The sequence below is a fragment of the Rhizobium lusitanum genome, from assembly GCF_014189535.1.
Lineage (GTDB): Bacteria > Pseudomonadota > Alphaproteobacteria > Rhizobiales > Rhizobiaceae > Rhizobium > Rhizobium lusitanum_C.
Window position 1 is genome coordinate 146,328 of the sequence record NZ_CP050307.1, and the last position, 12,481, is coordinate 158,808.

Annotated in this window: 8 protein-coding genes and 1 pseudogene; 8 read left to right on the forward strand and 1 reads right to left on the reverse strand. The window is 60.3% G+C overall.

Features of this window, described 5'->3' with window-relative positions; genetic code table 11:
* Window positions 1–9 precede the first annotated feature (9 nt).
* The 8 genes from HB780_RS03685 to HB780_RS03720 all read left to right on the forward strand — a co-directional run bounded on the left by HB780_RS03685 (window position 10) and on the right by HB780_RS03720 (window position 12,058).
* Window positions 10–2,703, forward strand: coding sequence for a LuxR C-terminal-related transcriptional regulator (locus HB780_RS03685; RefSeq protein ID WP_183688713.1), 2,694 nt, complete (start codon window positions 10–12; stop codon window positions 2,701–2,703).
* A gap of 120 nt (window positions 2,704–2,823) precedes the next feature.
* Window positions 2,824–4,518 carry a hydantoinase B/oxoprolinase family protein gene (locus tag HB780_RS03690; RefSeq protein ID WP_183688714.1) on the forward strand — a complete coding sequence of 565 codons (1,695 nt, stop codon included), beginning with the start codon at window positions 2,824–2,826 and terminating at the stop codon, window positions 4,516–4,518.
* The gene (locus HB780_RS03695) at window positions 4,515–6,578 is read left to right on the forward strand and encodes a hydantoinase/oxoprolinase family protein (RefSeq protein WP_183688715.1); all 2,064 of its coding nucleotides are present in this window, start codon (window positions 4,515–4,517) and stop codon (window positions 6,576–6,578) included. Before HB780_RS03690 ends, HB780_RS03695 begins: the two co-directional genes overlap by 4 nt.
* Window positions 6,578–7,663 carry an ABC transporter ATP-binding protein gene (locus tag HB780_RS03700; protein WP_183688716.1) on the forward strand — a complete coding sequence of 362 codons (1,086 nt, stop codon included), beginning with the start codon at window positions 6,578–6,580 and terminating at the stop codon, window positions 7,661–7,663. The genes HB780_RS03695 and HB780_RS03700 overlap by 1 nt, the downstream gene beginning before the upstream one ends.
* Window positions 7,664–7,718: 55 nt before the next feature.
* Window positions 7,719–8,897, forward strand: a complete 1,179-nt coding sequence (locus HB780_RS03705; RefSeq protein WP_183688717.1) for an ABC transporter substrate-binding protein — start codon at window positions 7,719–7,721, stop codon at window positions 8,895–8,897.
* A 64-nt stretch (window positions 8,898–8,961) separates the two neighbouring features.
* Window positions 8,962–9,831: an ABC transporter permease gene (locus HB780_RS03710; protein ID WP_183688718.1), complete on the forward strand. Its 870-nt coding sequence runs from the start codon at window positions 8,962–8,964 to the stop codon at window positions 9,829–9,831.
* Window positions 9,828–10,646, forward strand: a complete 819-nt coding sequence (locus HB780_RS03715) for an ABC transporter permease (protein WP_183688719.1) — start codon at window positions 9,828–9,830, stop codon at window positions 10,644–10,646. The genes HB780_RS03710 and HB780_RS03715 overlap by 4 nt, the downstream gene beginning before the upstream one ends.
* Before the next feature lie 206 nt (window positions 10,647–10,852).
* On the forward strand, window positions 10,853–12,058 hold the full coding sequence (locus HB780_RS03720) for a patatin-like phospholipase family protein (RefSeq protein WP_183688720.1): 1,206 nt from the start codon (window positions 10,853–10,855) through the stop codon (window positions 12,056–12,058).
* A 19-nt stretch (window positions 12,059–12,077) separates the two neighbouring features.
* Here the strand turns inward: HB780_RS03720 and HB780_RS03725 are convergent.
* Window positions 12,078–12,374: pseudogene (locus tag HB780_RS03725) on the reverse strand (IS21 family transposase); the annotation flags it as partial.
* Between the last annotated feature and the right edge of the window lie 107 nt (window positions 12,375–12,481).

Genomic DNA, 12,481 nt, shown 5'->3' on the forward strand with positions numbered 1-12,481 from the left:
TCATAAGGAATGACCATCAGTCAAACTCGTTTCCAACCGCCGAGTGCCGGCAATGAACATGTCAGGCGCCGAAACCTTCTGGCGATGCTGCAACGTTCGGGGTTAAGGCGCTTAACCACGATCGTCGCCCCGGCGGGATATGGCAAGACGTCGCTTGCCGCGCAGTGGTACGAGATGTTCAAAAGCCAGGGTGCTCAGGCGGTCTGGATTCCCCTTGATCCTGAGGATGGTGACCAAAGCCGTTTCCTTCTGGCCTTGCTGGAATCGCTTCAGAAACTGCTTCCTGACGGAAGGAAGGGATCGGATGCCAACAGCATGCCGGTGGCATCGCTTCTCTCGGCGCTTGTCACGCGACTGCGCCGGATAAAAGAGCCGATTGTTCTCTTCCTCGACGACTATCACTTCGCCCAGAACGATGCCACCGAATCGCTGATGGCAAAACTGCTGGCGGCCGGCGACCTCGGGCATGTGAAGTTCGTACTGATTTCGCGCAGCCCGCCCCGATTTCCGGCATCCGCCCTGCGGCTCAACAGCGAGTTGAAGCAGATCGGCGTTGCCGATTTGAGTTTCACCGACATGGAGGCCCAGGAGTTTTTCGGCAGCCGGGCAAAAAAGCTGACAAGCGAGCAGATCAGCGAGCTCAACCAGCGCACGGAAGGCTGGGCGGTGGCGCTGCAGATGGTTCGGGTTCTGGTCAACGACAATATGGATAGCAGTGCCATCCTTGCATCGTTCGATGGCAGCAATGCCGAGATGGGCCGTTATCTCTCGGAGCAGGTCTTTTCCAGCTTGCCGGAGGATATCCGGCATTTTCTGACCGAAAGTGCGGCACTTCCTGCTGTCAGCCGGGCGCTCATCGCCGCTGTATCGGGCCACGACAACGCGGTGGCGCTGTTCAACCGGCTCGGCGATTATGCGCTGCCGATCGCCGTTCTCGATGGCCAGGGAACGTGGATCCGCTATCATCCGGTATTCAACAGCTACCTCAAGGAGGCGGCGGAGCGTCTCGACATCGATACGAGACAGATATTGCGAAAGGCGGCACACTGGTTCGAGGCCGGCGGTGACTGCGATGCGGCGGTGCGCCACGCGCTGCTGGCGGCCGACGCCACGCTTGCCGCCCAGATCATCGAAAGAGCCGGCGGATGGCGGCGCGTCTATGCGAAGACACGCGGCGGCACGGCGCTGTTTCAGACGTTGATCGCCAAGGCAGCTGATATCAATCTGGCGGATTTCCCACTGACGACCTTGGGATTGTCGGTGATCAACGCCAAGGCGGGCCAGCTCGATGCCGCCAACCACTATCTTTCACTTGCCGAGCGTGCCGGAGCCACGATGAGCGAAAAACTGGCGCAGGACCTGCGCGTGGTTCGCGTGCTGCTATCGCTCTATACGGACAGGTGGGCGACTGCCGCGGATCTCTCGGCGCTCGAGGCGGACTTGTCTCAGGACAGCGGCATGGAGCCGATCCATCGAGCTCTGGCACTCAATATGCTGTCTTACAATTTCCTGATCCGCACGGATCTGGAGCGCGCATTGCACTACGGCCAGCTTTCCATACGTTCCTTCCGTGATGCGGGTGCCGATTTCGGTGCGATGCATCTCTACACCCATATCGGACAGGCCTCATTCTTCAGCGGCGATAGCGCGAGTGCCACCGATGCCTATCGAAACCTTACCACCGAGGCCCAGGCCAATATCGGCAAGGGCTGCGATCTTGATGCCATCAGTCAGGTGTTGCAGAGCGAGTTGCTTTCGATGAACGGCGACCTTCAGGCCGCCGCCTCCGTGCTTGCCTGGGCACTGCCGCATCTGGAGCGGCATGACACCTGGTTTGACCTTCTCGCCGCCGGTATCATGGCGCAACAGCGCATCTTGCGGTTGAACGGCGAGATCATGGCGGCTCATGCCGCGATCGACAGTGCGCGCGCCGCCGCCAAACGGCGTGGTTTCGATCGCTTGATCCGGTTGATCGATGGTGAACGGACCGGGCTTCTCCTTGCGTCGGGCGACATCGACGAGGCGGTGCGTTACGCCGAAGTCAGCGGCTTCGGGGCCGAGAGCCTCAATTCTGATAGCGCCAACGATTTTGGTGTTAATCTACGTGGCAACGTGCCCGCCTTGTTGTGGACGCGGATCTATCTCGCACAAGGCGAGATCGCCCACGCGCGTGGTGTCTTTGAGCGCCTGATCATGAGCCAGTGGCAGAAATTGCATGTGCCGCGACGCATCGAGTTGGGGTTCCTCGATATACGCCTGTTGCTCGCCGAAGGCGACGAGCCGACAGCTGCGGCGCGGCTGTCTGAGATGATGCTGTCGTTACCGGTGGCGGATTATCGGGCCATTCTGCTGGTTGAGGGACCGGAATTCGGCAACCGCTTGCGTCTGCTGGCCGCTAGCCGGGGCGTGCCTGACGTCGTGATGCAGCGGCTGGAGCGCTTGCTGGAGGTTGTGGCGACAACGAGCGCGCAAGCCAGCGACCCGCTCTCTGTGCCGATCCTTGCAACCGGTGGACTGACCGAGCGTGAGCGCAGTGTCATCCAGCTGCTCAGCGCCGGTCTCAGCAACAAGGAAATCGGTCGCAAGCTCGACCTCAGCAACAACACGGTCAAGTTCCATCTGCGCAACATCTACGCCAAACTCAACGTCACGACCCGAACGGCGGCTGTGACCATCGCGCGCGACACGGGCGTCCTTCTTTGATCCAGACCCCACCCGAACGGGTAGGGTCTGCAAATCCTACCCACCCTTCTGGCAGGCTACCTGCGTCCAGGGATCACGCCTAGTTTACCCGCGATGTCAATGATGAGGGTGACTGAGACGATGACCATTGAGGAAATTTCCGTCGATCCCGTGACCCAGGAAATCATCGAGGGCAAGCTAACCGCCGTCGTCGACGAGATGGGGATCGTCATGGCGCGTACCAGCATGAGCCCGGTGATCTATGAAGTCCTCGATTTTGCCTGCGGGCTTCTCACGTCCGATGGCGAACTCGTCGCCCAGATGAACGGCATCACGCTGTTCACCGGCACTTTCGGCGTCCAGGTGAAGGCGCTGATCGAGAAATCTGCCGGAAATCTTTCCGATGGCGACGTCCTCCTCTCCAACGATCCGTACGCTGGCGGCACCCACGCCTGTGATTTCGCCATCGTCAAGCCGCTGTTCGTCGATGGCGAGATTCTCGGCTACGCCATCAACGTCGCTCATTATCTCGATGTCGGCGGTTCTGTACCGGGAAGCCTGGCTCCGAATGCCACCTCGGTCTTTCAGGAGGGAATCCGTCTGCCGGGCGTCAAGATCGCGCGATCCGACGTATTTTCCAACGATATCCTCAGCATCATTTGCGAGAATGTACGCCTTCCCGAAATCGCGCTCGGCGACCTCAACGCGCAGGTAGCGACAGTTCGGGTGGCGGCGCGGCGTCTCACTGAACTTGCTGCGAAATACGGATCCGATGTCGTCAGGGCAGCTTTCGCCAACCTGTTGACGGCCAGCGAAAAGCGTAGCCGGGCAGCAATCGCCGCCCTTCCGGACGGCCGCTACGAAGCCAGCGATATTATCGATGGCGACGGCATCACCGACGCGCCGATCCCCGTGCAGGTGGTCGTGACCATCGCCGGCGACAGCATTATCGCCGATTTCACCGGTTGTCCGCCGGCTGTGCCTGGCCCCATCAACTGCGCGCGCGGCGCCTTGCAGTCGGCGGTCAGAACCATCGTCAAGGCGTTGGTCGGGCCACAGGAGCCGTCCAACGAGGGATGGTTCCGGCCCCTGACCGTGATTGCACCGCCCGGAACGATCTTCACTGCGGAGAAGCCTTCGCCGACCGGCTGGTACTATGAAGGGTCGGTGCATGCGTCCGAGCTTGTCTGGAAGGCGCTCGCGCCCTTGGTGCCGTCGCGCTTTTCCGCCGGTTCCTATTCCAGCCTTTGCGTTGTCTACATCTCCGGTAAGGACCGCAACGGTCAGCCCTTTATCCATATCGAGCCGCAGCATGGCGGCTGGGGTGCGAGCGAAGAGGCCGACGGCGCCGGCGCGCTGATAGCGCTGACGGATGGGGATACCTACAATTATTCCGTCGAAGCCATCGAGGCGCGGTTTCCCTTGCGGGTCAAGAGTTACGGATACAATATCGACGCGGGCACTGGCGCTGGTCGCAGGCGGGGAGGGTTTGGTATCGTGCGCGAGTATGAAATCCTCAGCAAGGACGCATCCGCCTATGGCAGTTTCGGCCGTACCCGCACCCGCCCCTGGGGTATGGACGGCGGCGGCAGCGGAACGGTGAATGCGCTGCAGATCGCATCCGCGAGCGATGGAAAAGTGCGGACTTACGGCAGGATTGCCCATATTGATCTCAATGCCGGCGATATTCTGCGCGTCATCACCGGCGGCGGCGGGGGATGGGGCGACGCGCGTGAGCGCGAGCCGCATCTGATTGAGCGCGATTTGCGTAACGGCTTCATTACCGAAGCACAAGCAGTGAAACTTTACGGTTACCAAACGAAAGTGGCGGTATGATCAGACTGGCAACCGACGTCGGTGGCACCTTCACCGATCTCGTCGGATATGATGAGCGCAGCGGCGAATTGTTTACGGCCAAGAGCCTGACGACGGTGCCCGACCAGTCCATTGGAGTGCTCGACGCGATCGCCTCGGCGGAAGCCAAGGATGGGCTTCGCACACGGGATGTCACGTTCTTCGCCCATGGTGGCACGACGGTGATCAATGCCATTACCGAGCGTAAGGGCGTGCGAACCGCGCTGGTGACGACCGCGGGTTTTCGTGATGTTCTGGAAATCGGTCGCGGTAACCGTCCCGATCTCTACAATCTGCGGTTCCGCAGTCCTGCCCCCTTTGTTCCCCGGAGCTTACGCTTCGAGGTGCGGGAGCGGCTCGACGCTTCAGGAAAAATCATTACGCCGCTGCAGGTCGAAGACCTCAAGCCGATCATCGCGCAGTGCAAGGCGGAAAGGATCGAAGCGGTCGCGATCCTCTTTCTCCACAGCTATACAAATCCCGAGCACGAGATTCTTTGCGCCGATATTCTGGCCGCCGCCCTGCCGGATGCGACCGTCTGCGCCAGCTATGAAGTCTCGCGTCAATGGCGCGAATATGAACGTTCGAACACTGTCGTGCTCAATGCCTATGTGCAACCGATCATCCGCCGCTACTTCGCGCGGCTGGAAGATGCGTTGATGCGGCGCGATCTGACATGCCCCTATTACGCGATGCAGTCGAACGGCGGTATCGCCACCTTCGAACAGGCGGTCAACAGTCCATTGACGCTGGTCGAATCCGGGCCGGCGGGCGGTGTTGCGGGCGCGGCGCGGATCGGCAATGCTCTCGGCGAGAGCGAAGTCCTGTCGCTTGACGTCGGCGGCACGACCGCCAAATGCTCGCTGATCCACGGCGGGCGCCCGACGCTGAATGTCGAATACAAGCTTGAGCATACCCGTATCGAGCCGGGTCATCCCATTCAGGTGCCGGTGGTCGATATTGTCGAGATAGGCTCCGGCGGCGGCTCGATTGCATGGCTCGACGAACGCGGCGTCCTTCGAGTCGGCCCGGAAAGTGCCGGCTCCGTGCCCGGGCCGGCCTGTTACGGTCGTGGTGGCACGAGACCGACGTTGTCGGATGCCATTCTCACGATCGGGGTCTTCGATCCCAACAATTTCGCCGGCGGCTCCATGCACCTCGACAAGCAGAAGGCCGCCGAAGCGATCGCCACTATCGCCGCCCCCCTCGGCTTGAGCATCGAGGATGCTGCGATCGCAATTATCGATATTGCCCACGCAAGCATGATCAATGCACTGAAACTGGTGACGGTCCAGCGCGGGCATGATCCGCGAGACGTGGCGTTCGTCATCAGCGGCGGTGCCGGCCCGGCGCTTGCAACCAGGCTCGGACGGGATCTGAGCGTCAAGTCGACGGTCATCCCGCTCCATCCAGGCCTTTTTTCCGCCTGGGGCATGCTTGCCGCCGAACCCCGCGCCGATTTTCGCCATACCTGGTTCTCGGCACTGACCGCAGAGGCGATCAAGGCGTTGCTGGCGCGCTTCGACAAACTCGAACAGGAAGCGATCACCTATTTCGCCAAGGGCCACGACGCCGATATCCGCTTCACCTATCAGGTCGAGGCGCGCTATCGTGGGCAGGAACACGGGGTTTTTGCCCAGTTCCATCGTGGTGACGATCGCGATGTCTTTGCCGAGCGCTTTCATGCCGTCCATGAGCGCGCTTACTCGTTCCGCTTGCCGCATGCGGCCATCGAAATCACCACAATTCATCTCGAAGCGGTTCTGAACGGCCCGGTGATCGCGCTACCGCTTTTGTCTAAAAACGGACGGAGTCTCGATGCTGCGTTGACAGGTCGCCGCAATGTATATTTTGGTGCTGTTCTCGGCTGGGTCTCTTGCCCGGTCTATGAGCGCAGCCTGCTGGCGCCCGGTCAATTGATCGAGGGTCCGATGATTGTCGAGGAGGCAACGGCGACGACGCTCGTACAGGAGAAACAGCAACTGAGCGTCGCCGATAATGGCGTCCTGATCATTCGCGAAAGCGTCTCCGAGGCAGGCTAGTGGCTATATCCATTCAGATCGAGAAGGTCAGCAGGGAATACGGGCCGGTCAAGGCTCTTGACGATGTAACGCTTGATATCGCCGCGGGTGAATTCTTCACGCTGCTCGGGTCGTCGGGTTGCGGAAAGAGCTCGCTGTTGAAGCTCATCGGCGGCTTCGACAGGCAGACCTCAGGCCGTATTTCTTTCGATGGCAAGGATATGAGCGACGTGCCGGCCAACAAGCGGCCGGTCAACACCGTCTTCCAGAGCCTTGCGCTTTTCCCGCACATGACGGTCGCGCAGAATGTCGGCTACGGGCTGCGGCTTCGCGGGGTGTCGGGAGGTGCGCTCGCGGCCAGGATCAACGATGCCCTCGATCTGGTCGAGCTCTCCGGTTTCGGCCCGCGCGACGTCAACCTTTTGTCCGGCGGTCAGCGCCAGCGTGTCGCCCTTGCCCGGGCCTTGGTCATGGAGCCCGGTATCCTGCTGCTCGACGAGCCGCTGACCGGCCTCGACGAGCGCTTGCGCCAGCAGATGCGCGACGAATTCGGTCGGCTGCACAAGCGCACCGGTGCAACCTTCGTCCTCGTCACTCACAATCAGGATGAAGCGCTCAGCCTCTCGGATCGCATGGCCGTGATGCACAAGGGGCGCATTGAACAGGTGGGTGTGCCCGCCAGCTTCTTCGAGGCTCCGGCCAATGCTTTCGTCGCCCGTTTCGTCGGCATCGATACGCTGGTGCGTCCGGAGGAGATCGTGACTTCCGATGGACAGATCTACGCGGTCATTGCCGGGCAGAGGGTGCCGGTGCGTGTCGCCGGCCCGATGGACCCGCTTCAATCTGTCGTTGCCATCCGTGCGGACAGGCTGTTTCTCGCGGCCGCGGATGCATCCGGGACGCTGATGCTGACCGTGGTCGAAACGACGTTCCGCGGCTTGTATCACGAACTCAAGCTCGCCTTCTGGGATGGCCAGACGTTGACGATGGCGATTGAGGAAGAGGCGGGGTTGAGCGGGCTCGAGGCCGGAAGATCCGTTCGGGTGGGCTTGAAGCAGGATGCCGCCGTTCTGATTTCCAATGCGGGACTATTGCCTATGAGCTGAATGGCTGCTTTGTGGTGGGAGGAGTGATTCAACCGAGCCACAAAGGGGAATGGCAATGACGAAGCATGTCGGAATGTTTGCATCGGCGCAGCATAGCAATGTGCAGCGACGCGATTTTCTGAAGCTTATGGGGGCAGGAGGCGCTGCTCTCTCCGTCGGCAGTCTTGGCTGGGCCTCGCGTCTTGCCGCGCAGGATGCCGCGACCGTCGCCTTCTGGGCAACCGCGACACTGGATATCGGCGACAAATGGAAGGCCTTCGCCACCCAGAACGGCATTGCTCCCGAGTTTACCGACAACGGTAACGATATTGGCCCGGTGATTGCTCGTCTTGCCGCCGGCAACGCCAATGATCTTTTCGACGTCGGCGGCTTCCAGGGCGGTGCCGAGAAGGAACTGGCGCGCCAGGGTGTCATCATTCCCTGGGATCTGACGAAGATCCCGAATTATGAGGGCGTCTGGCAGTGGGCCAAGGATATTCCTTATCTCAAGCAGGACGGCAAGCAGTACAGCATCCCGACCGTCGTCAATGCCGACTCGATTATCTACCGGCCTGACAAACTCGGTAAGGTCGATAGCTACGGCGTCATCTTCGATCCCAAGCTCAAGGGTCGCGTGGCCATGGAGGATGCCTGGATCAACAGCGCCATCTTCACCGCGATGTATCTGAAGGAGAGCGAAAACAAGCCGATCGTCGAGCCGGGCAATCTGACCGAGTCCGAACTCGGCCTGGTCATGGAATTCCTGATCAAGCACAAGAAGGACGGCCAGTTCCGCACGTTCTGGAACGGTTGGGAGCAGGGCGTTCAGCTGGTCGCCGATCAGGAAGTCGATGCAATGACCGGCTGGGAGCCGATCGTTTACGAAGGGCGCAAGCGTGGCCTTCAGGTCGAATATGCGGCACCCGTCGAAGGCTATGAAGCCTGGGGCAACAATACGGTGCTCCTGAAGGGCGCGGGCGATCGCGGCGTCACAGATGCCGCCCACAAATTCGTCAACGGCCTGCTCGGCGGTTTCTACGGTTGCGAACTCGGCCAGGCCCGTGGCTATCTGGTGCCGACGGACAACAACCTGACCTATGCCAAGGCCCATCCGGATGAATACAAGCCGGACGAGGTCGAAAAGCTGGCCGAGCACGTCAAGGCCAAGTTCGCCGGCAAGGTCTATTGGCAGAACACCCGGCCGGATAATTTCCAGCTTTACGAAGAGTGGTGGCAGAAGCTGCGCAACGCCTAAGTTCCCCATTATAGGCAGCGGCGATTTCTTTTTCGCCGCTGCCGTCAGTCCTTGAAGGCCCACTATGTCCAGAGCGCGTTTGCCGATTTCGTCGATGCTGATGGCCCCGCCGTTGCTAGCGATCCTGGCATTCGGGCTGGCGCCGTTGATCGTCGTCGTCGTCTGGAGCTTCTGGAGCTGGGATCCGGTGACATACTGGATCAAGCCGGACCTCAGTCTCGCCGGCTATGCCGGCATCCTCGAGGCCGGGCGCTGGACGGTCATCGTCTCGACCTTGATCAAGGCGTTCGGTACCGCGCTGCTATGCCTGCTGATCGCCTATCCGACCAGTTATGCGATCCATTTCCTGGCCGGGCGGCGGCTGAACGTCATTCTCATGGCGCTGATCACCATTCCTTTTTTCACATCCTATCTGATCCGGTCCTTTTCCTGGCGGCTCGTGCTCGGGCGCACCGGAATTATCAATGAATGGCTGCAGGGCATCGGCATCATCGATGCGCCGCTTGACTGGCTGCTGTTCAGCAATTTCGCCGTTATCGTCGGGCTGGTTGCTTCCTATTTGCCGTTCGCGATTTTCCCGCTGCTCCTGTCCATGCGTCGGGTGGATCCGACCTTTCTCGCGGCCGCGCAGGATCTCGGTGCCGGATTCTGGAAGAGCCTGACGACGATCCTTTTGCCGCTGACAAAATCGGGCATTTTCGCCGGCTTCCTGTTCGTCTTCGTCATGGTGGTGGGCTCGTCCACCGAGGTGCAGATGCTGGGCGGGGCGGGCGCGTCGATCGTGTCGGTGATGATCAACGATGTCATGCGCGTCGCCAACTATCCGATGGCCTTCGCTATTTCGACCATCGTGCTCGTGGTGATCTTCGGCCTCGTGCTGGTCGGCAACCGCATCTTCGGCCTTGCGTCGCTATTCGAGGACCAGTCGCCATGATGTTGCGCGAAGGTCTTGCCAACCGCATTCTGCTTTGGGCCATCACGATCGCCGGCCTGCTGGTGATCTATGCGCCGCCGCTCTATCTGCTGGCGATCTCCTTCAACCCCGCCCTGCAGCCGGGCTTGCCGAACATCTCCGAACTCAGCCTCAAATGGTACGCATCGCTGCCGCAGGAGACGGCGCTGATCGGTGCGCTGGAGCAGTCGCTGATCATCGCCACGGCCACGGCGGTTCTCGCAACCCTTATGTCGCTGCTGGCGGCGCTCGCCTATTTCGAATTGCGCTCGCGCCGAACGGCATGGCTTTTGACGGTGATCCTACCGATGTTCGTGCCGGGCGTGATTCAGGGACTGGCTCTGTCGGCTGTGTTTGCGCGCACAGGCATCAAGGCGTCGATGCTGACGGTCATCGCCGGTCACTTGCTGTGGGCCATGCCTTTCGCCTTCATCGTCATTCTGACGAGCTTTGCGGCCGTGCGGCGATCCTATCTCGTCGCGGCCGCCGATCTGGGGGCGGACTGGTGGCATCGGTTTTTCGATATCATCCTGCCGCTGATCCGCCCCGGCTTGATCAGCGCCTTCATCTTTTCCTTCTTGCTGTCGCTCAACGAATTCACGCGCGCCTTCTATCTGGCGGGACGGCAGAACACCCTGCCAGTGGTGCTATTCGGCAAGATGAACTCCGGCGCATCGCCGGTAATCTATGCCATGTCCGGCGCCATCTTCCTGATCTCGGTCCTGTGCGTTGCTCTGATTGCGCTCCGCTTTCTGTGGCAAGGACGGGCAGGGAATTCAGCGCGCAGCAGCGGCTGAGGCGGCCACATCGGCGGTGATCATCCTGCGCGCCAGGAGCGATAGTTTTTCCACGGGGATCTCGGCCAGCATCACCTTGCTAGGCTTGGCCATGGTTTGGTCACACGGCATTCACCAACGGAAATGTGCGGGACATATCCAAGCCCACAGCCGACGCTAGAGAACGGTTCACACATGGCGTGACAGCCTTCTCTGGAGTATCCGCGTTGCCGAACCGCACCCAAACCTACCGCAAACGCCTTTGCCTGTTGATCATCCTGTTGCTTCCCCTTGCGGGTTGCATGGCCACGTCGCGCCCGCAATATCGTGCCGATCAGTCCTCTTCCGCCGAGGTTCCGGGGTTTCCGGGGGTTAGATCCTATCTGGACGAAGGATCGAAGTCATGGGAAGAGGCCTTTGGCTGGCAACCCGCCACCTCGCAGGGAGACGTCAACTATTTGATGATCTCGGGAGGTGGGGCTGGAGGCGCCTTCAGTGCCGGAGTGCTGTCCGCATGGACAAAGACTGGCGCCCGGCCGCGGTTTGACATCGTCAGCGGTGTCAGCACCGGTGCCCTCATCGCTCCCTTTGCCTTTCTTGGATCATCCTATGACGATCTGATTGCTCGGCTCTATACGAGCGGCGTTGCGAAGAACCTCGTCGATCGCAGGCTGCTGCCAAATCAGATGCTCGGAAAGAGCCTTTTGCGCGGACAGACGCTTCGCAGCATGGTCGATCAGTACATCACGCGGGATGTCTTCGATGCGATTGCCAGAGAGCATCGAAACGGGCGTCGGCTCCTGGTTCTCACCTCCAATCTCGATTCACAGAGGGCGGTTATCTGGAATATGGGTGCGATCGCGACAAGTGGCCGGCCGGATGCCCTTCAGCTCTTTCGGGACGTCCTCGTCGCATCTGCCAGCATTCCCGGAATATACCCACCAGTGCTGATCAAGGCGCAAGCGGGAGACCGGCATTTTGAGGAGCTCCATTCCGACGGCGGCTCCTCCTCGCAGATCCTTACCTTCCCGAGCATGGTGCTGGCGTCCACATCCCATGCGCCCCGGCCGAAGAACCGGGAACTCAATATTTTCGTGCTCGTCAACAACGCCCTTATGCCGGAATTTTCCAATACGTCCGAGCGGACATTGCCCGTCATGGCGCGGGCATATGCCACACTGATCAAGGCACAGGAGCGCGATGCGCTGATGGCGCTATACGGCTGGACGCGCCGAGCCGGCGCGACATTTCACGTTGCTTCGATCGATTGCCAAATTCCCTATGACATCGCCGACCCATTCAACGATCGTTATATGCGGACTGTATTCACTTTGGGTGCGCGCGAGACATTGAACGGAACCCTTTGGAACGATGTTCCGATCTTTACCACCGCCACGTCGAATCCCGAGTGCCATGCGGTTAAAATGTCATGATACTCATTTTAAAAGAAAGTTCCGCCCGCCAATCACGGGCGAAGGCGGCAACCCGGCCATAGGAGCCGGTAAAGCCGAGAGACACCAGATCCGCGTGAAGCTGCTTCAACGTTCTGCGCTGCTTGCGCGACTTTCCGGTCTCTGTCTTCAGCCAGGCCGCCAGTTTGTCGGCAAAGGGATCAAGCTTGCTCGGTCGTTCCGGTATCGTGAACGTCGGCTCGATCGTACCAGCGTTCAAATACTTCGCGATCGTTTTGCGCGACAGCCCGGTGCGCCGGCTGATCTCGCGGATCGACTGCTTCTCTCGCAGCGCCATCCGACGGATGATGTTTAAAAGTCCCGTGTGGATCACTCCGTTGCCCCCGTCGCTCACCGCGTTGGGAGGAAGGTTCACATGGCTCAATTCTCAATGGAAATTATGCG